The organism is Pseudoalteromonas sp. CO109Y, from assembly GCF_004208935.1.
Taxonomy (GTDB): domain Bacteria; phylum Pseudomonadota; class Gammaproteobacteria; order Enterobacterales; family Alteromonadaceae; genus Pseudoalteromonas; species Pseudoalteromonas shioyasakiensis.
This window is the reverse complement of record NZ_SGPD01000017.1, coordinates 271,223-297,666: the sequence shown is the minus strand read 5'-3', so window position 1 is coordinate 297,666 and position 26,444 is coordinate 271,223. Positions and strand designations below refer to the sequence as shown.

At 41.3% G+C, this 26,444-nt stretch carries 24 protein-coding genes and 1 tRNA gene; 5 read left to right on the top strand and 20 right to left on the bottom strand.

Going from position 1 to position 26,444, the window contains the following annotated elements:
• Window positions 1-3: 3 nt before the first annotated feature.
• Window positions 4-80, bottom strand: a tRNA-Pro gene (locus tag EXT43_RS07540).
• Window positions 81-421: 341 nt separating this feature from the next.
• On the opposite strand from EXT43_RS07540, the gene folD reads away from it, so the two are divergent.
• On the top strand, window positions 422-1,276 hold the full coding sequence (gene folD, locus EXT43_RS07535) for a bifunctional methylenetetrahydrofolate dehydrogenase/methenyltetrahydrofolate cyclohydrolase FolD (RefSeq protein WP_054553151.1): 855 nt from the start codon (window positions 422-424) through the stop codon (window positions 1,274-1,276).
• Window positions 1,277-1,333: 57 nt separating this feature from the next.
• Here folD and EXT43_RS07530 read toward each other — a convergent pair whose 3' ends face one another.
• Entirely contained in the window at window positions 1,334-2,212 is an 879-nt protein-coding gene (locus EXT43_RS07530; RefSeq protein ID WP_130166700.1) for an EamA family transporter, read from the bottom strand.
• Window positions 2,213-2,348: 136 nt separating this feature from the next.
• Window positions 2,349-3,728 (bottom strand): cysteine--tRNA ligase, encoded by a 1,380-nt coding sequence (gene cysS, locus EXT43_RS07525; protein ID WP_062566862.1) that lies wholly within the window; start codon window positions 3,726-3,728, stop codon window positions 2,349-2,351.
• 178 nt (window positions 3,729-3,906) lie between these two features.
• Here cysS and EXT43_RS07520 point away from each other — a divergent pair, with 178 nt between their 5' ends.
• The 3 genes from EXT43_RS07520 to EXT43_RS07510 are packed head-to-tail and all read left to right on the top strand — an operon-like array spanning window position 3,907 to window position 6,035.
• Entirely contained in the window at window positions 3,907-4,398 is a 492-nt protein-coding gene (locus EXT43_RS07520) for a peptidylprolyl isomerase (protein ID WP_054562080.1), read from the top strand.
• 54 nt (window positions 4,399-4,452) lie between these two features.
• The gene (locus EXT43_RS07515; protein ID WP_062566861.1) at window positions 4,453-5,187 is read left to right on the top strand and encodes a UDP-2,3-diacylglucosamine diphosphatase; all 735 of its coding nucleotides are present in this window, start codon (window positions 4,453-4,455) and stop codon (window positions 5,185-5,187) included.
• A gap of 50 nt (window positions 5,188-5,237) precedes the next feature.
• Window positions 5,238-6,035 carry a transporter substrate-binding domain-containing protein gene (locus EXT43_RS07510; RefSeq protein WP_130166699.1) on the top strand — a complete coding sequence of 266 codons (798 nt, stop codon included), beginning with the start codon at window positions 5,238-5,240 and terminating at the stop codon, window positions 6,033-6,035.
• On the opposite strand, the gene EXT43_RS07505 is transcribed toward EXT43_RS07510, so the two are convergent.
• From EXT43_RS07505 to miaE, 3 genes are all read right to left on the bottom strand, one after another.
• Window positions 6,028-7,929 (bottom strand): ATP-binding protein, encoded by a 1,902-nt coding sequence (locus EXT43_RS07505; protein WP_062566859.1) that lies wholly within the window; start codon window positions 7,927-7,929, stop codon window positions 6,028-6,030. The genes EXT43_RS07510 and EXT43_RS07505 overlap by 8 nt on opposite strands.
• A 5-nt stretch (window positions 7,930-7,934) precedes the next feature.
• A complete protein-coding gene (locus EXT43_RS07500) occupies window positions 7,935-10,157 on the bottom strand; it encodes an EAL domain-containing protein (protein ID WP_062566858.1) in 2,223 nt (740 codons plus the stop codon).
• 224 nt (window positions 10,158-10,381) lie between these two features.
• Window positions 10,382-11,140 (bottom strand): tRNA isopentenyl-2-thiomethyl-A-37 hydroxylase MiaE, encoded by a 759-nt coding sequence (gene miaE / locus EXT43_RS07495; protein WP_058586359.1) that lies wholly within the window; start codon window positions 11,138-11,140, stop codon window positions 10,382-10,384.
• 230 nt (window positions 11,141-11,370) lie between these two features.
• Here miaE and EXT43_RS07490 point away from each other — a divergent pair, with 230 nt between their 5' ends.
• Complete coding sequence (locus EXT43_RS07490) at window positions 11,371-11,970, top strand: Yip1 family protein (RefSeq protein ID WP_054553157.1); 600 nt, start codon at window positions 11,371-11,373, stop codon at window positions 11,968-11,970.
• An 82-nt stretch (window positions 11,971-12,052) separates the two neighbouring features.
• On the opposite strand, the gene purF is transcribed toward EXT43_RS07490, so the two are convergent.
• The 14 genes from purF to nlpI all read right to left on the bottom strand — a co-directional run bounded on the left by purF (window position 12,053) and on the right by nlpI (window position 26,398).
• On the bottom strand, window positions 12,053-13,579 hold the full coding sequence (gene purF / locus EXT43_RS07485) for an amidophosphoribosyltransferase (protein ID WP_054562087.1): 1,527 nt from the start codon (window positions 13,577-13,579) through the stop codon (window positions 12,053-12,055).
• 18 nt (window positions 13,580-13,597) lie between these two features.
• Window positions 13,598-14,092, bottom strand: coding sequence for a CvpA family protein (locus EXT43_RS07480; protein ID WP_036969851.1), 495 nt, complete (start codon window positions 14,090-14,092; stop codon window positions 13,598-13,600).
• A gap of 313 nt (window positions 14,093-14,405) precedes the next feature.
• Window positions 14,406-15,059 (bottom strand): SPOR domain-containing protein, encoded by a 654-nt coding sequence (locus EXT43_RS07475; protein WP_054562088.1) that lies wholly within the window; start codon window positions 15,057-15,059, stop codon window positions 14,406-14,408.
• Between the two features lie 11 nt (window positions 15,060-15,070).
• Window positions 15,071-16,336 carry a bifunctional tetrahydrofolate synthase/dihydrofolate synthase gene (gene folC, locus EXT43_RS07470; protein ID WP_062566857.1) on the bottom strand — a complete coding sequence of 422 codons (1,266 nt, stop codon included), beginning with the start codon at window positions 16,334-16,336 and terminating at the stop codon, window positions 15,071-15,073.
• A gap of 25 nt (window positions 16,337-16,361) precedes the next feature.
• Window positions 16,362-17,237: an acetyl-CoA carboxylase, carboxyltransferase subunit beta gene (gene accD, locus EXT43_RS07465; protein WP_055021719.1), complete on the bottom strand. Its 876-nt coding sequence runs from the start codon at window positions 17,235-17,237 to the stop codon at window positions 16,362-16,364.
• Between the two features lie 158 nt (window positions 17,238-17,395).
• Entirely contained in the window at window positions 17,396-18,190 is a 795-nt protein-coding gene (truA, locus tag EXT43_RS07460; RefSeq protein WP_054553162.1) for a tRNA pseudouridine(38-40) synthase TruA, read from the bottom strand.
• Window positions 18,191-18,331: 141 nt separating this feature from the next.
• The gene (locus EXT43_RS07455) at window positions 18,332-18,664 is read right to left on the bottom strand and encodes a Na+/H+ antiporter subunit G (RefSeq protein ID WP_054553163.1); all 333 of its coding nucleotides are present in this window, start codon (window positions 18,662-18,664) and stop codon (window positions 18,332-18,334) included.
• Window positions 18,665-18,672: 8 nt separating this feature from the next.
• A complete protein-coding gene (locus EXT43_RS07450) occupies window positions 18,673-18,942 on the bottom strand; it encodes a K+/H+ antiporter subunit F (protein ID WP_054553164.1) in 270 nt (89 codons plus the stop codon).
• The gene (locus tag EXT43_RS07445) at window positions 18,936-19,472 is read right to left on the bottom strand and encodes a Na+/H+ antiporter subunit E (RefSeq protein WP_062566856.1); all 537 of its coding nucleotides are present in this window, start codon (window positions 19,470-19,472) and stop codon (window positions 18,936-18,938) included. The genes EXT43_RS07450 and EXT43_RS07445 overlap by 7 nt, the downstream gene beginning before the upstream one ends.
• The gene (locus tag EXT43_RS07440; RefSeq protein WP_062566855.1) at window positions 19,472-20,989 is read right to left on the bottom strand and encodes a monovalent cation/H+ antiporter subunit D; all 1,518 of its coding nucleotides are present in this window, start codon (window positions 20,987-20,989) and stop codon (window positions 19,472-19,474) included. Before EXT43_RS07440 ends, EXT43_RS07445 begins: the two co-directional genes overlap by 1 nt.
• Window positions 20,986-21,330 carry a Na+/H+ antiporter subunit C gene (locus EXT43_RS07435; RefSeq protein ID WP_054553167.1) on the bottom strand — a complete coding sequence of 115 codons (345 nt, stop codon included), beginning with the start codon at window positions 21,328-21,330 and terminating at the stop codon, window positions 20,986-20,988. The genes EXT43_RS07440 and EXT43_RS07435 overlap by 4 nt, the downstream gene beginning before the upstream one ends.
• Window positions 21,330-24,122, bottom strand: a complete 2,793-nt coding sequence (locus EXT43_RS07430) for a monovalent cation/H+ antiporter subunit A (protein ID WP_062566854.1) — start codon at window positions 24,120-24,122, stop codon at window positions 21,330-21,332. Before EXT43_RS07430 ends, EXT43_RS07435 begins: the two co-directional genes overlap by 1 nt.
• A 211-nt stretch (window positions 24,123-24,333) precedes the next feature.
• On the bottom strand, window positions 24,334-25,536 hold the full coding sequence (locus EXT43_RS07425) for a hypothetical protein (RefSeq protein WP_130166698.1): 1,203 nt from the start codon (window positions 25,534-25,536) through the stop codon (window positions 24,334-24,336).
• Window positions 25,520-26,398, bottom strand: a complete 879-nt coding sequence (nlpI, locus tag EXT43_RS07420) for a lipoprotein NlpI (RefSeq protein WP_062566852.1) — start codon at window positions 26,396-26,398, stop codon at window positions 25,520-25,522. The genes EXT43_RS07425 and nlpI overlap by 17 nt, the downstream gene beginning before the upstream one ends.
• Window positions 26,399-26,444: the final 46 nt, after the last annotated feature.

The window sequence follows — 26,444 nt, the reverse complement described above, 5'->3', positions numbered from 1 at the left end:
AAGTGGTCGGCGATGCAGGATTTGAACCTGCGACCCCTTGGACCCAAACCAAGTGCGCTACCAAACTGCGCTAATCGCCGATGCTTACCGTTGTTTGCGAGTGACCTCGTTAACAACGGGGTGCATAATAGTGATTTGACCGAGTCAGGTCAAACATTTTTTTAAGAAAATAATTCAATCGGTCACTTTTAGTTCATAATGGTTAAATATTGCAAATATAAGCTAAAATTTGAACTCTTTTTTATAAAGTAGCGCTTTATATAAGATTGCATCTTGGCGCTATGATGCTTTTCTGCGAAAATACGCAACATAAATAAATATGATCAAACAAACATGATTTGTGTATCCACGCCCCCTTTATTGGATAATCATATTTAGATGTATCAGTATCAAGTTAACTAACCCCAATTAAAGGTCACCCATGACGGCAAACATCATCGATGGTAAGGCAATAGCTAAACAAGTACGCAGCAATGTAGCAGAGCGAGTTGCAGAGCGTGTAGCGAATGGATTACGCGCTCCAGGACTAGCAGTTGTGTTAGTTGGTCAAGATCCAGCTAGCCAAGTGTATGTTGGTTCTAAACGTAAAGCATGTGAAGAAGTCGGCTTTGTATCTAAGTCTTACGATTTACCTGGCGACACAACTGAGCAAGATTTACTTGCATTAATAGATCAACTAAACGAAGACAAAGAAGTAGACGGTATTCTAGTACAGTTACCTTTACCTCAGGGTCTTGATGCTGAAAAAATTCTTGAACGCATCACACCACATAAAGATGTTGATGGTTTCCACCCTTATAATATTGGTCGTTTAGCTCAGCGTATGCCGGCACTTCGTCCTTGTACGCCGAAGGGTATTATCACCCTACTCGACTCTACCGGTGTTCGCTACAAAGGTATGCACGCAGTTGTTGTTGGTGCGTCAAACATTGTTGGTCGCCCTATGTCACTTGAGCTTTTACTTGCAGGCTGTACAACAACGGTGTGCCATAAGTTTACTCAAGATTTAGAAACGCATGTTCGCCGCGCTGATTTATTAGTTGTTGCGGTTGGTAAACCTGAGTTCATTCCGGGTGATTGGGTTAAAGAAGGTGCTATCGTAATTGATGTAGGCATTAACCGCCTTGAATCTGGCAAGCTTGTTGGTGATGTTGAATACGATATCGCTGAACAAAAAGCACATTTCATTACACCAGTACCAGGTGGTGTTGGCCCAATGACTGTGGCAAGCTTAATCGAAAACACCCTTGAAGCGTGTGAAAAGTACCACAGCTAAGAAGAGCTAAATTATTGCAAAAGGCTGCCAATTGGCAGCCTTTTTTTGGTTTTAAAATCAATGTAGTTTGAACAGCCTAAGCTTTAGCATCTGGGGGAGCACTGAAAACACAATCATCAAAAACATTAATAGGTATTGCCAGTCTTGATATTGTTCGTTTATCAGTAAAACAGCGCATACGATTCCCGCGATTGGGTTAGCAATAGTGCCGAATGAAAACTCAGCCACAGTCATGCGTCCTAATAACCAAACATACAGAATATAGGCGATAGCGGTATTAGGCACGATTAACCAAAATAGCGCAGAATATTGCAGTGCTGAGATAGGCTTAAATATCACTTGGTATTGCTCTGGGTGAAGTAAACTGCCATCAATAAACGCAGCCAATAATAAAATAGTGCCGCCAATGATTAACTGCCAGGTAAGCACAACCCACCAATGAATATGCACCGACAAACTCTGTACCAAGGTGCTACCAATCACAATAGTCAGTAAGGCCCCAAATAAAGCAGCCACTCCCAATACATTTAATGCCACGTGTGCTGGGTCGAACAACAACCACGCCAACACCACCAGCGCCATAGCACAGAATGCTTGACTTTTTGCGGGGCGCTGCCCTTTAGTAAGCCAAGCATATAGTAAAGCCACAACCGGCACAGACACCATCCCTACCCCTGCTATAGCTGCAGGAAGGTTTACCGCCATGATAAAAATAAAGGCAAAAAACAGCGCGATATTCACAGCACCTAGCGTTAACAAACTTGGCCACTGCGAACGGGTTGGCAAACTAGGTTTAAGCAATAAAAGTAATAACCCTGCAGGTAATGCACGCAATGCGCCTAATAAAAGTGGCGGCCAATCAGGTGTGGCATATTTGGTCACTGCATAGGTGGTGCCCCATAAAAAGGCGGGGATCATGGCAAGTAAAATATTCAATGTCTGTCCTTGTTAATACGAAGAGATGGCAAGGTAAAAGCTCAAGTACAGTTGAGGTCAATAGCTATATTGATTAATAACAAAAAAGGTTGCCTCGTTGGCAACCTTTTTTAATGAGTCATGATTCGATGAATAGTTAGGCTTTACGCCATGTTGTTTTACCAGCTGAATCTTCAAGTACCACACCTAGCGCATTCAATGCATCGCGCGCTTCATCAGCTGCCGCCCAATCTTTACTTGCGCGGGCTTCGTTACGTTTTGCTATTAACGCTTCGATATGTGCTACTTCGTCGTCAGCTTGGCCACCTTGTAAAAAGGTTTCTGGGTCTTGTTGTGCAACGCCTAGTACCTCTGCAACACTGCGTAGTACATAAGCTAGCTTACCTGCTTGCTCTGTATCGCTATCTTTAACACGGTTTAGCTCTTTTGCTAATTCAAATAATACTGGTAGTGCTTCAGGGGTGTTAAAGTCATCATCCATCGCTTTTCTGAATTTAGCCACATATTCATTGCTAGCTAAATCGCACTCGATTGGCGTTACGCCACGCAATGCAGTGTAAATACGTTCAAGTGACGAACGTGCTTGCTCAAGGTTTTCTTGCGAATAGTTAAGCTGGCTACGGTAATGACCTGAAATTAAGAAGTAACGAACTGATTCAGCATCGTACTCTTTTAATACGTCACGTACGGTAAAGAAGTTGTTTAAAGACTTAGACATCTTCTCTTTATTAACCTGAACCATACCTGTGTGGATCCACGTATTAACGTACTTGCCGTTATTTGCACAGCATGACTGAGCAATTTCGTTTTCATGGTGCGGGAACTGTAAATCTGAACCACCACCGTGAATATCAAAGTGCTCACCTAAGTGCTTAGAGCTCATTGCCGAACATTCAATATGCCAACCAGGGCGACCCTCACCCCATGGTGAAGACCATGACGGCTCTTCTGGCTTGGCTTTTTTCCAAAGCACGAAATCAAGTGGATCTTGCTTATCTTGTGCAACTTCAACACGTGAACCAGCCTGTAGCATGGTTAGGTCTTGTTGCGATAAAGCACCGTATTGCTCAAAGGTTGATACATCAAATAATACATCACCATCTGCAGCAACATACGCATGGCCTTTGGCAATTAAACGCTCAACCATAGCGATGATTTCATCCATGTGGTTTGTTACTGTTGGCTCAACATCCGGACGCAGCATATTTAAGCTGTCGAAATCTTCATGCATGGCTTTGGTCATACGAGTCGTTAGATCATTAATTGACTCACCATTTTCGTTAGCACGTTTAATGATTTTGTCGTCAACATCTGTGATGTTACGAACGTATTTTAAATCGTAACCGATGTGGCGTAGGTAACGCACAATCACGTCAAAACCAACGAAAGTACGAGCATGACCGATGTGACAGTAATCATAAATGGTGATACCACACACGTACATGTCGATTTTGCCATCAACAAGGGGTTTAAACTGCTCTTTTTGTCGCGTAAGTGTGTTGTAAATTTGTACCATTTATAAAATGTCCTTAACGGTGTTTCGAGATTCTCTATGGTAACACTTGCAAAGCCGCTGCTCTAGCGCTTTATCAATTGAATAAGCACTTTGTTAAACGTTTTAAACAAGCTCTTTGTTAATCAAAGGCAACTACTATAAAATAGCCCCATTATTAAACCTGAATATAGGAAACCTCATGGTTGTACTACACACAAACTTTGGTGACATCACTATCAAGATGCACGAAAGCGATGCACCAAACACTGTTAAAAACTTCTTAGAGTATGCAAACGCTGGCTTTTACAACGGCACTATTTTTCACCGTGTAATTGATGGTTTTATGGTACAAGGCGGTGGTTTTGAGCCGGGTATGGTTCAAAAAGAAGTAAACAACCCAATCGAAAACGAAGCAAACAACGGCCTTGCAAATAAAGTGGGCACATTAGCAATGGCACGTACGCCGGATCCACATTCAGCGACTGCGCAGTTCTTCATTAACGTTAACGACAATGACTTCTTAAACTTCAGCAGTGAAACATCACAAGGCTGGGGCTACTGCGTGTTCGCAGAAGTTGTTGAAGGTATGGACGTGGTAAACAAAATCAAAGGTGTTGCTACTGGCAGCGCTGGCTTCCACCAAGACGTACCTCTTGAAGATGTCATCATCGAAAAAGTAACGGTTAGCTAATTTAATCGTTTAGTCTTTTTAAGCGGGCCTTTGCCCGCTTTTTTGCGAGTAACCATGAAACAAAGTTATTTTATTGCCGACCTCCATTTAACAGAAAACCGCCCAGACATCACTGCGGCATTTTTTGATTTTCTTGATAGCAAGATTATTAATGATGACGTTGATGCACTGTATATTTTGGGTGACTTTTTTGAAGTATGGGTAGGTGATGACTATCAAACTGACCTTTCAAAGACTGTTGCCGCACGTTTAAGCCAAGTCAGTGAAAGTGGTACTGAGGTGTTTTTTATTCATGGTAATCGCGATTTCATTATGCGAGAAGACTATGCAAAAAGCGCAAGTATGACTTTACTACCTGAACAAGTTGTTATTGATTTATACGGTACTCCAACAGTTATCTTGCACGGTGATGAAATGTGCACTCAAGATATTGAATATCAAAAGTTTCGTAAAAAAAGCCGTGGTTGGTGGTGGCCAAAACTAATGCTTGCTATGCCGCTTTGGTATCGTAAGAAAATTGCCCGCAACGCCCGCGAAAAATCAAAACAAAGCCAAGCTGGCAAAGCATTAGAGATTTTAGATGTGACCGAAGATGCAGTTTTAGCCATGTTTGAAAAGCATCAGGTTACTAATATGATCCACGGTCATACTCACCGCCCTAATGTGCATCACTATAAGCAAAATGGAAAAACACTAACCCGCACTGTACTGGGTGACTGGTATGAGCAAGGTTCATACTTAAGAGCTACTCCAGAGCAGCAAAAACTAGTCCACACTCCCTTTAAATAACCAATTTTTTAACTATGCTTTAACCAGTATTGTCAAAAAATGCATTATCTATGATGAGTCGGTTAAGCCTTTTATGTTGTTGTTTACTAATTAGCTTTTCAATCAATTGCCAAACTTGGCAATTGGTCACAGAGCCGTTTCCTCCTTATTTCATTGATAAGCCAAACAAGCCAGGCTGGCTGCACGAAGTCATCATCGCAGCACTGAAAACACAAAAACATCAAGCCACCATTGAATACACCCACTGGGGACGTGCTCTAAAGCTTGCCAAACGCCATAAACGTGTCGCAGTGCTAGGTGCTTTTTATACAAAGCAAAGAGCGAGAGATTTTACATATTCACCTTCATTAGCTACCGCACATACCGTGTTATTCAAGCGTGTTGATAGCAAAATAACTTACACTGGCTCTTTGTATTCATTAAAGCCATATACAATTAGCAAAGGTGAAGACTATGTGGTTAGTGAGCAATTTGAGCACCACCCAAACCTTAGCATGACGACCACAGGTAGCTTGATTGAGAGCTTATTGCTATTAAAGCATGGTCGTGTTGATTTAGTTGCAGGCACAAAAGAGGTTGCCTTGTATTGGCTCGATAATAGCGAGCGCTTACAGCAAGCAAAGCAAACAGAATTAGAAATAGTTACCCCCTATCTTGCTACTCAACACTTACATGTGATTACTGATAAAAATCACCCTCAGACTGAGCTTTTTCAGCAAAGTTTATCTTTAGGTCTTAAAGCAATTACGGCGTCAGGCAAGCTTTTAGAGATACTGAAGCGCTATGAACTGAATGAAAAAGAAGTTAGCCACATCAAGCAACTATATGAAAAAACCTATGCTAACTAATTTTGTTCTTTTTCAAGCGTGGCAAGGTTATCTTAAACTGGGTTGCTATTCCTTCAGGTAGGTTTTTGCTTGCAACTAGCTGGATTTTTCCGTTAAGAACACTCGTAACCCATTCATGCACAAGGTACAAACCTAACCCTGTATGACCATGGTTTCTAGATGTAGTTACAAAGGGGTCAAATAAGTTACTACGCAAAGAGTCATCAATCCCACAACCATTATCAGAAACGCTAATACAAAGGTCACCTTGTTGATTTAAATGTACATGCAATTGAATTTGTTTGTTATCAAGCTCGTCAAAGGCGTGAGAAATTGCATTAACGATTAAACTCTCGATAACCTGAGAGATAATCCCAGGGCGACTAATAATGTCTTTTTTGACATCGATTTTAGTTTCTATGGTTACTTTTGAAGCTTTAAAGCGGGATTTTAAACCAAGTAGTAGATCATCGATGACTTTTTCAATATTAAAGCTAACATACTGATCGTTTGACCGATCATGGGCCATCTCCTTGAAGCTTTTTACATGATCAATGGCCTTTTCTAAGTTTACTTGAGAGAGCCTTAAATTATCAGCAACTTTTTCTACGCTTGATTCTAAAAATTGCTTAGTGAAGCCTTGGTCTATTTTATCTTTGAGTTGTTGATTAATTAATTGCGCATTCGATAGTGAAATAGCAGCACCACCCAGTGGCGTATTCATTTCGTGGGCCACCCCTGCCACCATTAAACCCAGTGATGACAACCTTTGTGCTTCAATGAGTTCACCTTGTAGTTGATGCTGCTGTTTTATGTAACGTTGTAATTTAGTATTGGCTGCTAACAACTCCTGCTGCTCGTGCTCTAAGTGCGCTCTGGCTTTAATAATCTTACGTTGATCTCGATAACTGCGCTGCAAATATAAGCCAGAAATTGATATCAGGCTGACAGCGCAAGCTAAAGCGATAATAAAAGATCGTAAGATAATCTCGTTTTGCACCGAATCATCTGCCTTTACCAGTACAATAATATCGTTTGTACCATTTACGCTATTATTACCTAAGGTCATTTTTAAAAAGCTAGTTGTATGACTATGCGATGCAATAAGATCCTGAGATTTCGGCAATTGAGTGATTACTTGCCATAATTGGCTATCTTCGTTACCGAGTGTCAGCATAGGTTGCTCCAGCATAAACCCCCATTCTTTATCTTTGCGTGGATGTAACAACCAATAACCTTCACCATTAATTAATTGTATTTGTGCTTGTAAGCTGCTGAGTGACTTTATTTGCTGTAAGGTTTTCGACAGGTCAAAATTGACAACCACTAGCCCATCTAACACGTAACTATCGCTTGTGGTTCGGTAAGATGCTCTTAATGTTGGTTCATGTGGTGTAACAACTGCGCCACGCTCTACATTTAAATCTATTGGCGTGATATAAACTTCATCTTCGCTATGATCCATCCCTTCGGTAAAATAATAACGGCTACTTTTATTTTGTAACTGTTGTGTTGGTACTAGCTCCGCTTGCCCTGCTTTAAAGTTAACCCGATACCTTTCTTGGCCTTCACTATCTAGCCAACGTATTTGAGATATATTTTCAGCGGCTAAACCAAAGTTCACAAAATGGGTTTGTATTTGATGCTCAAGTAATGCGCTTTCACCAGTTTGCTTTAATATGTCATCGGCCACCAGCAACTTAACTACTTTACGTACATCACCAAGCTCCCTGCTAAGGGTATTGTGAGCGGCAAGTAAGGTGTTATCTTGCAAAAGCGTGACACTACTTTTTTGTATTTGATATTGAATCACATAAACCATCAAGCTAATTAATAAGCTAACAGCAACCATCACCATAAATTTAAGAAGTAGACTTTTTTTTAGTGACTTATATTGGCTTGTTACTTCTACCATAATAGTTAATTATACCTGCCCTTTAGCCACTGCAATGCATCATCATAAAACATGGGTTTTGCATAATAATAGCCCTGTCCAACACTACAGCCAGCTTCTACAAGCCAAGTGTACTCAGCTTCAGTTTCAATGCCTTCGGCTGTTACTTCAAAGCCAAATTTTTCTGCTAAAAGCATAATCATTTCAATAATATGTTGGTTAGATTTTGACTCTTGGATATTGGTTACAAAACAGCGATCTATCTTTATATTTTGGGCTGGTATTTCACTAATATGGGCGAGCGATGAATAACCTGTACCAAAATCATCAATGCTAATTTTTATACCCAAGCCCGCAAAACGACATAAACATGCATTGATCTTTTCATAGTTAAAAATTGCTTGGGTCTCTGTTACTTCAAGCTCAAGTAACGAAGGTGAAATGCCATATTCCTCAATGCGTGCTGCAACCTCAACAAAGTAATCATCGGCTAACAAATCAAACGTCGATGCATTAAACGCGATTGGCAAACTAACGCCTTGCTCTGCAAATTGGTTAATCGTTTGCATTATTTTGTCAAAAATCAACTTATCTAACTCACTAATAAGTCCTGCGGTTTCGGCAAGTTCAATAAACTCATCGGGCCTTACAAATGTTCCATCACCTCTTTGCCATCGCGCCAGTGCTTCAAAACCAATGACTTCATTAGTGGTTAAATTAACCTTGGGTTGTAGGGCTACTTGGAGCTCTTTGTTGCGTATTGCGGTGCGCAGCTCTTGCATCAATTCATAGCGCCGTGTAATCGCTTTGGTATTATCTAACGTATAATAGAGAAGCTCAGCTCTTTGTGTGTTTTCATCATTAAGAGTAGACTCTGCTAAATTGAATATTTGCTCTGCGTTATGATCTTCAAAGGCGATTAGCTGCATAACTAAAATACGCACATCTAAAAACTGTTTTACCCCATCAATTTCAAAAGATTGACGTTTTAAAGAGTCAACAACGCTTTCATCTTCAAATGCATGGCTTGACACTAAAACACCTAAACAATCACTTTTAAAAACAGCGATACGAGGGTGATACGGCGCTAAGGCTTGCAAAATATTCTCGCGCATTTTTAGATGTGTTTTTTTACAAAATTCATGACCAAACCGAAAAGACTTTTCGTCAAACTGAAGTATCTCAAACACCACTAACTGAGTTTCAGCTTGTTCGTATTTGTTCATATTATCGATTTCGCGCTGGAGCCAGTTCCTGTTGGGCATGTTTAGCGTTATATCGGTGTAAGCAAGCTCAGTAAGCCGGTTCATCAGTGCAATATTCGAAAAGCCTGTACTGACATTTTCACTAAATACCTTTAGTAAAAATACATTATGCTCGTCGATGGGAACATCTGATTTAACAATCGTGATGTAATAGCTAACATCAACATCAGCGGTATCAAAATAAAAAACACTGTAATGCTCAGAAAACACATGCTCTTTTTTATCTCTGGCTAAAATATACGATTGCTGTGCTTCTTCACTGAGCACATCTGTGCTGAGCTCTTTACCATCAAGGCCTCTGTAACAACCGACACTAGTAAGAACTTTTGGGTGTTTATCAACGTGCTTTTCATTGCCAACGCATAATACGCCGCCTCCCTTAGATAGATGCAAAATTTTACCTATTTCATCTAGCACCGCATGAGAAAATGCACGTATGTCGTGTTTACTATTAATGCTTCTTGCCGCATCAAGTACTAACTGCAGTCCTTGTTTGGCATTTGAGATTTGCGAAATATATTGATACGTACGAAGATGGCTACTAACGATAGATTTAAGCTTATCTACCGTCATATCTGACTTATTCCAATATTCGTCAATATCAAGCGATTGCATTACTTGCGGTTCAGGGGCAAAGCTTGGCTGCCCTGTTAAAAGCACTATGCGTATATCATTGTTGCCTAATACGTGGCGAATAGTATTCACAAGTCGTAGGCCTGAATCATCTTCTTCCATTACCACATCAAGAAATACAATAGCGATGTCTTTGTGACGCGATAACACAGACGATGCCTCTGACACTGAATTTGCCGTTAATACCTCAAGAGACTCATTGTTATCTAGAGATATGGCATTAAAACTGTTTAGTAATGCTTGTTGGTAGTTTAAGTCATCTTCAACCGTTAAAACTTTCCATGTTTTTTGGGCATACGATTGTTCAGAAGCATCTTCTTTAAACTCGAAAGGCACATTAGAATCACGCATGACTTCTCCTTTTAACAACTTATGATTCTATTTTACGAATGTTAATAGCAACCTAGGTCAAAGGTAGTGCAAGATTTTAAAAGGTACAAATTATTTACTAAAACAATAAATGAATAAGTATTAGAAAAGTAATGAAAATTAGTTAATTTGAATAGGGGTAAAACCCACTAAATTTGGCAAGATAAATGAACTAGAGCGCCAAACAGGCGCTCTGATTTAATATATTATGCAGGCACACCGCTGTGAAATTTAAAGTCTTCATCTGGGGTTGAAATAAGCTCAGCTTCAAGTTGACCAAAAAATTCAACACGCTCAGTAATATCAAACTCACTGATTTCTTGCGCAAGAGTTAAATAATCTTGGTAATGACGCGCTTCAGAGCGCAGTAGTGAGATATAAAAATCACCTAAGCGTTTATCAACATGTGGGGCTAATTTAGCAAAGCGCTCACATGAACGAGCTTCGATGTAAGCACCGATAATTAACTTATCTACCAAGGCATCTGGCTCGTAAGTTTTTACGTGGCGCAGCATCCCTTTGGCATAACGACATGGGGTAATGCTTTTATATTCAATGCCGTATTCATCCATGATCTCAAGAACTTGATAAAAGTGATGTAGTTCTTCTTTAATAAGCATCACCATTTTATCGATAAGGTCTTGCCCATAAGGTGAGTTCGATTTTGGGATCATTGATTTAGTCAGCTTGTTTTTATCTGCAAGCTCACGCCAATCCCCTTCTCGCTTATAAATAAGTGTTTCAAATGGTTTTAACCACTCAAGCAACGCATCACTGCTTTCTTTATCAACCGCGTACTTACGAATTAAAAACATGGCAGACTGAGCTGCTTTTAATTCACAGATAAGATGGTCGATTAAAACCACATCTAAGTTTTCTTTTTTGGTTGCCGCAGCAATCCACTCATCAGGCGTTTCGCACTTTAAAAAAGAATGAATGGGCGCTAATAAATCAGAATAAGGCACTGAATAACTTCTCATCAAAAATCTTAATTGGATTTTATCACATAAATTAGCCCACGTTCCATGACCCACATCAGTGCAAAGTAATTTTCTATATGCACTAAAGAGTTACATTTAATCGGCTATAACGATTATTTCAGCTTCTTGACAAGACTTAATTACTGAACCATAACTTAATCAAAGCTGTACAAAAATAAAACAGCTCATATTCCTTTTTTACAGGGGCAATGATTATGATTCTAAACCACTTATGGGGCTTATACGCTCACCCACTCGAAGAATGGCAAACAATTGATAACCGTCACGAAAGCTTGCGCTATAGCTTATCGCACATTTTATTAATCGCCTGTATTCCTTCATTAATGGGCTACTATTCATCAGTTTATTTGGGCTGGAGTATTGGCGCAGGTGAGGCTGTATATTTAACCCATGATAGTGCATTACTTATCGCGGTTGCGATGTACTTTGCACTAATTGCGGGCGTTTTTGCACTGGCATACTTAGCTCATTGGATGGCAGTGACCTTTGGTGCAAAACCCACCTTTACACAAACCCTAGAGCTTGCAGCTTACACAGCAACGCCAGTATTTATGTCTTCATTTGCGGCATTTTTACCTGAGCTGTGGTTTGTGGTGTGCGTAGGCCTTGTAGCACTAGCCTACTCAGTTTACTTACTCTACACAGGGGTGCCAATTTTAATGCACATTCCTGAAGAGCGAGGTTTTATCTATGCCAGTTCAGTAGTCACTTGTGGGCTGATCTTACTGGTAATTATTTTAGCTGCGACAGCTATTTTATGGACTAACGGAATTGTCCACCCTATGTTTACTTAAGTTCATTGTTATTTTCCTTTCTTTCCATAAACAAAAAAGGAGCTGTGAAGCTCCTTTTTTATACCAATCAAATCAAGGCTGATTAATCAGCGCTGTTTTCTTCTTGGTTATGTAACTCTAAACTTGCTGACATCGCATTTTCACGAGTTGATTTCGCTGAATCATTACGTAAACGGTCAATGTGGTTTAGGTAATCTTGGTCGATATCACCTGTGATGTATTGACCATCAAATACTGATGTTTCAAAACGGGTGATTTCTGGGTTTTCTTGGCTTACTGCTGAGATTAAGTCATCTAGCGATTGATAGATAAGACCATCTGCACCAATACTTGCGTTGATATCTTCAACTTCACGGCCATGCGCAATTAGCTCAGCTGCCGATGGCATATCAATACCGTAAACGTTCGGGAAGCGAATCTCAGGCGCTGCTGATGCGAAGTAAACGTTCTTCGCACCTGACTCACGAGCCATTTCTACGATTTGCGCTGACGTTGTACCACGCACAATTGAGTCATCAACAAGTAATACGTTTTTACCTTTGAACTCACGGTCAATGGCATTCAGTTTTTGACGAACTGACTTCTTACGCATTTCTTGACCTGGCATGATAAACGTACGGCCAATGTAGCGGTTTTTAACAAAACCTTGGCGGTATGGCAGGTTAAGGGCTGATGCAATCTCTAGTGCTACGTCACATGATGTTTCTGGGATTGGAATAACCACGTCGATGTCTTTGTCAGCCCATTCACGTGCGATTTTCTCACCTAACTTAGTACCCATGTTTACACGTGTTGCATAAACAGACATACGGTCAATTGTTGAGTCTGGGCGCGCAAAGTAAACAAACTCAAAGATACACGGCGAGTAAGTTGCTTTTTCAGCACACGCTTGCGAGAAAAGTTGACCATCTTCAGTTACGTAAATTGCTTCACCTGGTGCAACGTCACGAACAAACTCAAAGCCATCTGTTTTTAAAGCAACGCTTTCTGATGCAAACATGTACTCAGTACCATTTGCAGTTTCACGCTTACCAAATACTAATGGGCGAATACCGTTCGGATCACGAAACGCAACAATACCGTGACCAATGATCATTGCAATTGTTGCATAACCACCGGTTACTTTATTATTCACTTCAGTTACCGCTGTGAAGATATCTTCAGCATCAAGTTTTAGCTTGTTCGATTTACTTAATTCATGCGCCATGATGTTAAGTAAAATTTCAGAGTCAGATGTTGTATTAACATGACGGCGAGCTTCTGAAAATAATTGCTGCTTTAATGCTTCTGCGTTTGTTAAGTTACCATTGTGCGCAAGTGCGATACCAAATGGCGAGTTAACATAGAAAGGTTGCGCTTCAGACGAGCTAGAAGAACCAGCTGTCGGGTAGCGAACATGGCCAATACCAATTGTACCTTGCAGACGTTTCATATGACGGGTATGAAATACATCTTTTACAAGGCCATTGGCTTTACGTAAGCTAAACGTGTTGTTTTCAATGGTAATGATGCCAGCTGCATCTTGACCGCGGTGTTGCAAAACAGTTAAGCCGTCATATAACGCCTGATTAACAGGAGAAGTTCCGACTATGCCAACGATACCACACATTAAATTTATCCTCGCCGATTAACGGTTTACAGAATTTAAAAAGCTCGAGTTGTTTTCGAGGTACGAGAAGAACCACTCAACAACAAAGCCAAATTCTGGAATCAAAATAGAGTTGCCCCACCAATGCGTATTAGGTGCACCGGTAAAAGCATCAAGAAAGAAGAGTAACGCGCTTACGACCAACACGCCACGAAGAGCACCAAACACTATGCCGAAAACACGGTCTGTGCCAGATAAACCAGTACGTTGTACAAGTTCACCTAAAATATAGTTTAGTAACCCACCCAACAGGAGTGTCGCAAAAAATAATATGGCTATTGCGGCTGCATTTCTTAAAAGGGGTTCTGAAATACTTGTTAGGAAGGATGCTAAATATTGGTAAAACAAACTAGAGATGATAAATGCGCCAGCCCATACAGCTAATGACATTGCTTCTTTTACAAAGCCACGTATTAAGCCGATGATAGTGGATAGTGCAATAATGCCAAGTATGGCGTAATCAACCCAGATCATAAGAACCAACTAGTCGTTAATTTGGGGCGCATTCTATACCCAAACCACCTGTGGATGCAAGAATTCAGCATGAGATAAAACGCATTTAGGCAAGGCATTGATTGTAGGGAATGGTGTCCCCTTGTCAAAATCAATAACGCAGAATAAATGCGTTTTAGCCATGCCCTTCGGGCGCTTCACGGGGCTTCCACTACTGTGTTGTGGCAATTTGAAAGGTACCTACATTCCTGCATCGCCACGCCTTGTATTGAAAACCCTGTGATAGCGCTGAATCATGGATCTACAGGTGGTTTGGGTATTTGGAATTGCCAGATCATTTTGTAATTTCAAACTGAGTAACTTTGCCGTTTAACTTGGTTAACTGCTTTAACTCAGGAAGCTTACTTTCTAACTCTTTCTTGCTAAGTGAAGGACCTACAAAGACTTTTGTCAGTGTGCCGTTCGGGGTTTTGATTGGGCGAGTGAAGGTTTTGAAACCATTCGCTTTTAATTTTTCTTGTAGTGATTTCACATTAGGTGCGTGAGAAAAACTGCCCAGTTGAATAACATAAGCCATTTGTGTGAGGTTCTCTTCTGGCTTACGGGTTGGCTCAGGCGTTTTAGCAGCTGGCTTGGCTGGCTCTTGCACTGCAACTTTCGGCTCAGCTTTGTTAATTACTGGCTCATCAGTTGAAGCTTCAACCATTTGCGGTGCAGTATCAATTTGCTGGGTTTCATTTGCGACAAGATCAGCATCGTTTGCTTGCGTATCTTCAACCGGGATTTGCGAAGGTTGCTCGGCAGAGGCGACTTTATTATCAATCACCTCTTGCAAGTCTATCGTAGTGAACTCAGGGCGTTCAGGAATAGCTTTAAAGCCTTCTTTATAATGAACCTTCTCACCATCCAAAATGTTTGGAATGAAGACAATAGCCGCCACAACCACAATCGTGGTGCCTACTAAGCGATTAATAAACCCTGCGTTCACCGATTTCCTCTCTATTTTTTAAAGTAATTGATGGCTGCAGCCACAGTTATAAACGAACCGAACACAATCACTAACGTGTTTTCATCAACATTTGGTAATAACGTATCTAGCGCAGTTTCAACACTCTCATAGTGCGTACTAGGCGCTGTTGATGTGGTTTCGGCTAGTGCTTTAGCAAGATTCTCAACTTTGTCGCCACGAAAACAATCTAAGCTTGCTAACGACCACTGGTCAACAACATTTGCCACGGCAGACATTGCAGCCACTTTATCTTTATCTGCAAGCATAGCGACTAATGCATGAATTTTAAACCCTTGATCTTTATACACGCTTAATTTGCGTGCCAAATATCGAGCTGACTCAGGATTATGTGCAACATCGGTAAAAACAAGCGGCTGCTGACTTAACTGCTGAAAGCGCCCTTCTACAGTTAGATTCGCCAAGCAATCACGCACTTGTTGCTCGCTTGGCAATAGCTCAAGCTTTGCAAGTAAGGTCAACGCGGTTGCTGCATTTTGACAAGGGATAGCAGGCTTAGCTAAGCGCCAATCGTTATCTTGGTACTGCCAGTTAAAGCCTTCACTGTCTTCTGTGAATATGAAGTCTTGGCCTGATAGCACCATATCAGCGTTAATTTCATTACCATAATCAGTCACTGTATGCGGAATAGCTAAATCGCCAACAATAGCCGGTGTATTGGTACGGAAAATACCGGCTTTATCATACCCAACAAGTTCACGAGTATCACCTAGGTATTCTTTATGGTCTAAATCTATGGTGGTGATCACACAAGCATGCGGATTCACGATATTAGTCGCATCAAAACGGCCACCCAGCCCCACTTCTAGCAGCACATAATCAACGGCGTGACGTTTGAAAATAGCCAGTGCGCCTAAGGTACCGTACTCAAAATAAGTAAGCTGCGTGTCACCACGGCCTTTTTCAAGCATATCGAAAGCATCAACATGGAATTGATCGTCAAGCTCTTGGCCATTAATACGTACGCGCTCGTTATAACGAATAAGATGCGGCGAAGCATAAGTACCCACACTGTAACCCTGTGCAAGTAATAAACTTTCTAGGCAACGGGCTGTAGTCCCTTTACCGTTGGTGCCTGCAATTAGGATTATTTTGCTTGATGTATCGAGTAAGCCGACTTGGTTTGCCACGCGTTCTACGCGCTCTAAACCCATTTCGATATTAGCAGGATGGACACTTTCTAAATAACAAAGCCAATCATCAAGGCTTGATGATTGGCTAGGAAGGATTTCTGTCATAGCGTTTAATCAGTTAAGCTGAAATTTACGCTACTCTATGCTCTTGTTCAGTAGAAGGCAAGTTCATAAATTTCGCTAAGATACGTGCAAGGGTGTCACGCATTTCACGACGGTCTACAATCATGTCGATTGCACCATGCTCTAGCAAGAATTCACTGCGTTGGAAACCTTCAGGAAGCGTTTCACGTACTGTTTGCTCAATTACGCGAGGACCTGCAAAACCGATAAGCGCTTTAGGTTCAGCAACGTTTACATCACCAAGCATTGCCAGTGATGCAGATACACCACCCATTGTTGGATCAGTTAATACTGAAATAAACGGTAAGCCTTTTTCGCTCATTTTTGCAAGTGCAGCACTTGTTTTAGCCATTTGCATTAATGACATAAGTGCTTCTTGCATACGTGCACCACCTGATGCAGAGAAACAAATAAGTGGCATGTCGTGCTCTAAACATTGATCTACAGCTTCAACAAAACGAGCACCTACTACTGACGCCATTGAACCACCCATAAACGAGAACTCAAAAGCAACAGCAGCAACAGGAATGCCTTTTAGGCGGCCTTTCATTGCTACAAGTGCGTCTTTCTCGCCACTTGCTTTTTGTGCTTGGGTAATACGGTCAGAGTATTTTTTAGAATCTTTAAACTTTAATACGTCTTTTGGTTCGTGCTCTGCACCAATTTCTTGGCGGTCAGCATCATCTAAAAAGTTTTCAAGACGTTTACGGCCACTTAAACGCATGTGGTGATCACACTTAGGACACACGTTGAGTGCTTTTTCTAATTCTGCTTTATATAAAATTGAATCACAGTCTGTACACTTAGCCCAAACCCCTTCAGGGATTTCTTTACGACCTGACGATTTAGTCGTTTTAGGTAAGATTTTTTCTAACCAACTCATTTGCAACTCTCTTAATGCTGTTCTGTGTCGCAGTCTGTTTAATTGGAAACACTCACTTGTGTTTCTGATAACAAATAAACAGACAGATTTTTTCAATTAAAACATGAATTACCCGCAGACGATATAAAAAACTGGTCTTAGTAGTCGTGGACTTAAGACTAACTGTCTGAATCAGGTAAAAACAAAGGCCCTAATGGTGTTTTAGGAATGCCAAAATGTTCTGGGTAATCCACGTCAACTAAGTAAAGGCCAGCGGCTTTTGCTGTTGCACTTGCCTTAGCGCGCTCTTTTAAATCGAGTAATTCTTTTAACCACACAGGTTCATGCTTATGAAGACCAATGTCCATCAAACACCCGGTGATGTTTCGTACCATGTGATGTAAAAACGCATTGGCTTTAATATCAATGATCACATAATCACCTTGGCGTTTTACCGATAAATGGTGAATAGTACGATTTGCTGTATTTGCTTGGCAGTGTAGTGCTCTAAACGAAGTAAAATCATGCTCACCTATTAAATACTGACAGGCTTCTTGCATTTTAGTTTCGTCTAATGGGTGATGAAAATGGGTCACCCCTTCACTCATGATAGCGCCGCGATAGGTGTAATTATAAATCACATAACGATAGCGACGTGCTGTGGCACTAAAACGAGCATGAAAGTCTTCGCTTACAGGCTTGGCAAAACGAATAGCAATATCTTTTGGCAGTAAGGTATTCATACCCATCGTAAACGCGACCATTTCACGCTCAGCGTGAGTATCAAAATGGATCACCTGCCCGGTGCCATGTACACCCGCATCGGTGCGGCCTGCACAAACTATTTCGACTGGATGATTACAAATACGCGACAACGCCGTTTCTACTTCTTGTTGTACGCTATTGACGTGTGATTGACGTTGCCAACCACTGTAACGCGCGCCGTTGTACTCTACTCCAAGTGCTACTCGCATAATGCTCTATTTACCTACTGTACTAAATGACGGGGCATTTTATGCGATCTACGAGCGCAATAAAAGCCACAGTAGTAGATCACATTGTTCTGGTTACTCAGATATCACACCAATTCGCTTAACTATTATTGCGAGAAGGTATTAATCTTCTTCGATGTTATCGAGGCCCTTAGTGCCATCTTTAGCACGAAGCTTGTGGTGGATGGCTGATTTGATCAGCATATAGCCGCTAATAGGTGCGGTGATCAGTAAGAAAATCGAAATCAAAATTTCTTTCACACTGATGCCATCGTGGGTGTAGCTAAAATACACCATGGCAGCAATTAACAATGATGCCATGCCAAGCGTTGTTGCTTTAGTTGGACCGTGCAGGCGCATAAAAAAGTCAGGCATTTTCACAAGTCCGATTGAACCTATAAGAATAAAGCAACCACCAATTAATAATAAGATTGATACAATCCATTCACTCATCATTCGTTACCTTATTCAATAATATCGCCACGCAGCAGATATTTACATACAGCTACAGTGCTCACAAAGCCAAGCATGGCGATTAATAATGCGGCTTCAAAATATAAATCGGTGCCCATGCTCATGCCATACAGAATAATTAAAGCAATGGTATTTATGAACATAGTATCTAAAGCCAATATACGATCAGGTACCGACGGCCCAACAATTAAACGCCATAGGTTTAACAATAAAGATATGGCTATCATTGCAAAAACAATTAGAAAAACGGTATCTAGCATCGAAAAATCTCCTTAAGCGGTGCTTCGTAGCGCTGCTTAATAGTATTAATTAACGCTTGTTCATCAGCTAAATCGAGTACATGGATCAATAAGTAGCGCTGCTGAATTTCTTCGTCCTCTTCGAGTGACTCAGGAATAGGATAAACCTCTGCGCTCACTGTACCCGGTGTTAAAGATACTGTGCTGGCCAAAATAGTGATTGGCATTTCATGACTTAAATCCAATGGTACTTTGATAAAACCTGGGCGTAACTTTTTCGTTGGCCCAAGGATCAACAGGGCAACTTGTAAGTTGGCAGTGACAATATCGTACAGCACTAACAATAAGTGCCTAAACGCAAGACCCGGCCTTACAATAAGAGGCTGTGGATCACGAAATGGGAATGTAATCCACGGAATAGTAATAGCAAAAAATGCAGCTAAAAATAGGTGTCCTGGCGACACACTATTATTTAACAACAGCCATACAATGAATAATAAAACACTGCGAAATGGTGTTGGCAACCAACGAAAGCGAGCTTCTAAACGCATTATTGGCCTCCTTGTAATACAGCGTTGATGCTAGTGTTGATATCAAACAACTGCTCTGACGTTGCTAACATATAGTCTGAAATCGGTCCTGCAAATACAACCATTAATGGTGAACACGCAAGTAATGCAACTACAGCTATCACTTTAACAGGGTGTGCTTTAGTGCCTTCAATTGCTTCACTGTCTTTATGGGTGTGATCCCAAAATAAGCTGGTACCAGCTCGTGAAACAGCCACTAATAACGCTAAACTCGAAACTAGATAGATTGGCCAAAACAACATGGCTTTTTCGCTATCTAGCGTGCTCTTTAAAATCCATACTTTGCCGACAAAGCCAGATAACGGTGGCATACCAACAACAGCAAGCGCAGCCACTACAAAAAAAGTACCAAGTAAATATGGCTGTGCAACGGCGCGTCCTGCGACTAATCGGTCGGCAACTTTACCACGTTGCTGAGCAATTAAATCCGCAATTAAGAATAGTGCAGCGCAAATAATGGTTGAATGCACTAAGTAGTAAAGTAATGCCGCGGTTGCAGCAACATTTTGAATCGCAACCAATGCCACTAAAGTACCTACAGAAACAACCACCAGATTCGCAATAAGCTTTCTAAAATCTTGGCTTGCTAACACACCAATACCACCCATCACTATGGTCGCTAGTGCTAAGCCCCATAACCAAGGCTGTGCCATGTGAGCGAGTTCGCCAGCATTATCACCAAATATTACGGTATACACGCGCAACATGGCATACACACCGACCTTGGTCATAATCGCGAATAATGCAGCAACTAATGGCATTGCACTGGCGTAGGTATTCGGTAGCCATAAATGTAACGGTAATAACGCGCCTTTTAACGCAAATACCACGATTAACAGCAAGCCACCAATTTTAGCAAGGTAAACATCATCACCCGTCAGCTGTGGTACTTTTTGCGCTAAATCAGCAATGTTCAATGTGCCTAACACACCATAAAGTACACCCAGCGCAATTAAAAATACGCTTGAACCAATCAGGTTTAAAATGACGTACTGCAGTGCAGCTCGGGTACTATGTTTGTTGCCGGCATGCATCAATAATGAATACGAAGCAATCAACAGCACTTCAAAAAATACGAACAGGTTAAATACATCGCCAGTTAAAAATGCGCCATTTACACCTAACACTAAAAAGTGCACTAACGGATGGAAAAAGCTCCCTTTTTTATCATCGCCTGCACAGCTATAAAGCACCACAACTGCACCAAGGAAACTGGTAAGTAGCACCAGTAGCGTTGCTAGCCTATCGGCAACCAGCACAATACCAAATGGTGCAGACCAATCACCAATTGCGTAAACAAGCGGTGCGGTACTATTTACGTAAAATAATAAATAAGCACTGACCAATAGTGTGACAATCGACAAAATAACCGACGAAACACGACGAATATGTAAGTTTTTTCCACATGGCGGCATGAGTAAAATAACCCCTGCCAACATCGGAATTAAAATTGGTAAAGAAGCTAAATGCTGAATCATTTTTGCTCCTTCGATGACTTAACAAGATGGCCATCAACATGGTCATTACCCAAGTCAGCACGACCACGAATCGCTAAAATAACCACAAAAGCGGTCATCGCAAAGCCAATTACAATGGCTGTTAAAACCAGCGCTTGAGGGAGTGGATCGGCATACTCACTGCCTGTACCAAGTACAGCCGCTTTGTTAATAGTTAAACGACCTGAAGAGAATAAAAACAGGTTAACTGCATACGACAACATAGTCAGGCCGAGTACCACCGGGAAGGTACGAGCCCGCAATATTAAGTAAATTCCGCATGCAACCAGCACGCCGACGCATGATGCGTACAATACTTCCATTAAATATTTACCTCTTGCTTGGGTGTATCAGCAGTTAATTTACCTAAACTTGCTAAAATCATCAGCGTTGCACCTACAACAGTTAAATACACACCTAAATCAAATACGATAGCACTAGCAAGTTCTGTCTTGCCGACTAGCGGAATATCAAAATAATCAAACCAGGTTGTTAGGAATGGACGTTCGAAGAACCAACTTCCAAGACCTGTAAACAAAGCAATAGCAATACCTGACGCAATAATCTTACGATAATTCACGTCAAATCTGTCTGCAATCCAGTGCGAACCATTAGCCATATATTGCAAAATAAATGCAATCGCGGTAACTAGTCCTGCAATAAAACCACCACCTGGTAAGTTATGACCACGTAAGAAAATATACGCAGACACAAGTAATGCCAGTGGTAACAAGCTTTGTGAAATACTCGATAATAGAATTGGGTAACGCTCTCTTGCCCATGGGCGTCCTTCACTATCACTTGCTGGCATAAACAGCGGCAAGTTAATAAGAAGCTTATAAATACCTAATGCAGCAATACCTAGTACGGTAATTTCACCTAAGGTATCAAAACCCCTAAAGTCAACGAGGATAACGTTTACAACGTTAGTACCACCACCGCCAGTTTTTGCATTAGCAACAAAGAAGTCAGAAATTGACTCAAGTGGTCTTGTCAGAAGCGCATAACAAATACTTGCCACAACCACACCTATTGCCGATGAGATACCCAAGTCACGCAGAATACGCAGTGAGCTTGATTCTTTCGGAGTACGCTGTGGTAAAAAGAACAGTGCAAGCATCAGTAGCATTACGGTAACAACTTCAACGGTTAACTGAGTCAGCGCTAAATCTGGCGCAGAGAATCGAGTAAATGCAACAGATACCATCAGGCCTACGATTGAAATCATAATCAAAGATATCATTCGTGAGCGGTGCCAAATAACCGTTGCCAGCGCACCAATTATTAGTAAGCCAGCACCAATAGCATTATGGAAATCAATTGGGGTTAACTCACTTGCTCCTGCTAACTGGCGCATTTCAAATAAAGGCCAGCCCGCACACATAAGCACCACAGCAATCATTACAAAGGCATAGCGCTGTAACGAGCCATTTTCGATTCGTTTAATCTTTTCTTGTGACCATTTAATTAAGCTATATAAGCCACGCTCAAAGCCTTTTTTAGCATTTAAAGTTGGCAATGACGCTTGGAAGTGGAACAGGTGCTTACGCTGCACATAAATCATCACACCCACGCTTGTTGCAATAAAGCTCATTAACAGAGGTAAGTTAAAGCCATGCCATACAGATAGCTTATAATCTGGGGCTGCATCGCCAAGCACTGCATAAGACGCCGAAGCTAAAATATCACTTACTGCAAAGTGCGGGAACATACCGACGAGTAAACACAGCACAACCAAAATTTCGATTGGTACACGCATATAGCGTGGTGGCTCATGAGGCTGTTTTGGCAAATCGATTGGGTCGCCGTTAAAAAACACGTCGTGAATAAAGCGTGCTGAATACGCGACAGAGAGTGCACCAGCAATAGTCGCTAACACTGGAATTAACCAAGACATAGAGCCAAGCACTTGCTGATGCAGTGTTTCGGCAAAGAACATTTCTTTCGACAAGAAACCATTTAACAGTGGCACGCCCGCCATGGCTGCCGCTGCTACCATAGCAAGTGTGGCGGTATACGGCATAAATCGCCACATACCATTAAGTTTACGCATATCACGGGTGCCAGTTTCATGGTCAATGATACCCGTTGCCATAAATAACGACGCTTTAAAGGTTGCGTGGTTAATGATGTGGAAGATAGCAGCCACTGTAGCAAGCTCAGTGTCTAAACCAAGCAGTAAGGTAATTAAACCTAAATGGCTGATTGTTGAATAAGCCAGCAAGCCTTTTAAATCATGCTTAAATAACGCGATATAAGCGCCAACCAATAAAGTCGCCAGACCCGTCATTGCCACTAAGATAAACCAAGTATCTGTGCCTGATAGCGCTGGATAAAAACGCGCTAATAAAAAGATGCCTGCTTTAACCATGGTTGCGGAGTGCAAGTAGGCACTGACTGGTGTCGGTGCTGCCATGGCATGTGGTAACCAAAAATGAAATGGAAATTGTGCAGATTTGGTAAATGCACCTAAAAGCACTAATACCAGCGCAGCTTCATAAAGTGCATGAGATTGAATAAGCGCTTTGCTTGCTAAAATCACATCAAGATTATAGCTACCAACAATATCACCAATTAGTAATAAACCTGCTAGTAACGCAAGACCACCGGCACCTGTAATAGCAAGTGCCATACGCGCGCCTTTGCGAGCTTCTGACTTATGCCACCAATAGCTAATCAATAAGAACGAGCTAATACTTGTGAGCTCCCAGAAAAACCACAGCTGGATCACATTATTCGACATCACGATGCCGACCATTGCGGTCATAAATAGCATTAAATAGCAGTATAGCTTTGGCATTGAGTCGCTACTACTCAAGTAATAACGCGCATAAAAAATCACCAGGGTACCGATACCCAAGATCATATATAGAAAAAGTAACGTTAAACCATCAAGTCGAAACGAGACTTGCATGTTTAAAAGAGGGATCCACTCAGCAGTGTAGCGAATTGTTTCACCAGAAAAGACTGCAGGGGTATACGAAAATACAATTCCAAGGGCAATCAAAGGCGCTAACATGGTCAAAGCAGTGCTTTGGTTACGTGTTAGTTTTGAAGTGCAGGATGAAATAACACTGCCGATTAAGGATAACAGGGGTATCCAGAGCAAAGTCATAATTAGGAGCCTTTTAGTGTCATAAGAATATCAATACCGCTCTAGTTTTAATTAGTTGCGTACTGTTCATTTGGATGGTTAAAAGTTGGCTTCAAAAAAAGCTTACAATGCGTATAGTTATACTGATCAGGTGCTATTTTGTCTATAGGAGACACACCTATTTGCACAACATTTAACCGCTTTGCATACTAAAATAGCAATAAATAGACGATTAGTCAGAAAATTTCTGCTCTTTGGAAGCTGTTGTAAACACTGGCTTTAAGCCTAAAAAGGCAAAATATTCAGAAAACCGAATCGGCTTTGTTAAGGGCTGGTTAATTTGTTTTTGCCAAAGCTCACGGTATTGCTCAGACAGGCTCATAGTTTGGTATTGCATTATTGACCAATTAGGGCTTGGTTTATAGGCTAACTGATTGCTACAAGCGATACTTTTTTGCCAGCCTTTTGGTGGGGAAACCTTATTTGCAATAAACAGATTTGGCGCAACCAGCCCCTGTTGCTTACACAGCCACTGTTGTTTTTGCTCTGCTAAAACATACTCATCTTCAAAGCCATTGAAATGCATTAGCTCATGTAAAAATACCGCATAAGATTGCGATGAATTGATATGCATAATCCCGCCAAGCACATTAGCAGCCCCTTGCTTTGACATCATCACAATAAAGTCAAAACCTTCAGGCCACGGATGTGCTGCCGCATTTTGCCAGTTACACTTAAGCGCCCCACTACTATCATCGCAACTAAACTTATCAGCAACATAAACAACGTCAGTAAAACAAAAGCTGCCTTTTGCAGGCTCAGGCGCTTTACTGTATTGCTGCTTATACAGCTTTAAAGTATCAATGCCCTTGTAATGATCTGTCATCATTAAAACATTAAATTGGCACTGACTGCTTGCTTGTATACTTGATGTTGATAAGGCTAATTGCTGTTGCTGCGCATAAGCTGGGTCAATTTGAGCTGGCGGCATTTGTTGTTGCAACAGCCAAGCTTGCTTGGCATTTCCCTCAGGTAACTTGCCAGCTTTACCTAGGTAACTTATATCGAGCCACTGGTTTGCTCTGACTAGCTGCTCCGCTAAGGTTTGTTGCTGAGCTGAATTGAATGTAGCAAAGTAAGGCTGCCACCATAATTTTGCTGCAGTGTAATCATGTTGCAGCAAAAATCTGAGCGCAAGTTGATACGCAGCATTACTATCATTAAGCCTTGCTAACTGACGAAGCTGTGAGTTACTCAGCACTAAATACTGCAAATTAATGGCACTGGGTGCTAAATAATAGATAGCTGTTGCTTGTGAAGGAGTAGTATTTGCGTAATAAGCATAAGCGGGAATATAACGAGACACTGAGCTTGGTACGGAACCCAAGCTCAGTAATAGAATAGCAGTAAAAGAAACCTTAGCTTGCGTTTTCACCAGCCATTAACTCAAGCTCTAAGCGGGCATATTTGTATTCAACAAACTCATGCACATTGGTGGCAAGGGCAAGTCTAAAGTAATCGGCAGCAAGATAGTTATCACCCGCCGCTTGATGCATCTTCGCTAGGTAGAAATAAGCTTCGCATAAGCGATGCGCATACTCTTGCTCTGAAGTTACACCTTCAATAATTCCAGATAAAAACTCGAACTCACTGATGTCACCTAAATAAAGTGCCAACAGTTGGTAACCCCATTGAGACTCATCAACACCCTGCGAGTTAGCTTTTAAATCAACTAAGGCCTGCGCTTTATTAGCTTCTGATTGAGCTAAATAAAGCCATAGCACACGGTAAGGGTCGCTTGGCGAACGATTTAAAAACTGCTGTAAGTCATCTTGTGCAAGTGATGGACGGTCACCATAGTAAAGGGCAATACCACGATTTAAATAGGCATACTCGTGTTGCTCGTTAAGCTCAAGTGCCGAATCAAAGAACTCATAAGCTTGTTCATACTGCTGCATTAGTGTGTGATGAATGCCTAAGAAGTTATACACCTCTGCTAGGTCTGGTTTGAGCTTAATCGCACGGTTAAAGTCAATACGCGCTAAAGTCGACATACCTAAGCTGTCAAATAATACACCGCGATCGTAATAAAGTTTGGCTTGTTGCTCGGCACTTAAATCAGCACGGTTTAGTAGTTCAGAATAGCGAGCAATCGTAATTTCGTTACGAAAATCAGGCGCTAATGGTGCAGTAAAAGGCACATTAACAATAGGGACTGACTCAGGTTGTGAAGTTGTTTGACATGCACTTAAAGAAAAAATAGCCACAGCGGTCAATGCTAAGTGTTTAAAAATCATTAAATTCCTTAATACCTGAATTCTCTGTAGACAAAGGCGAAGCGGA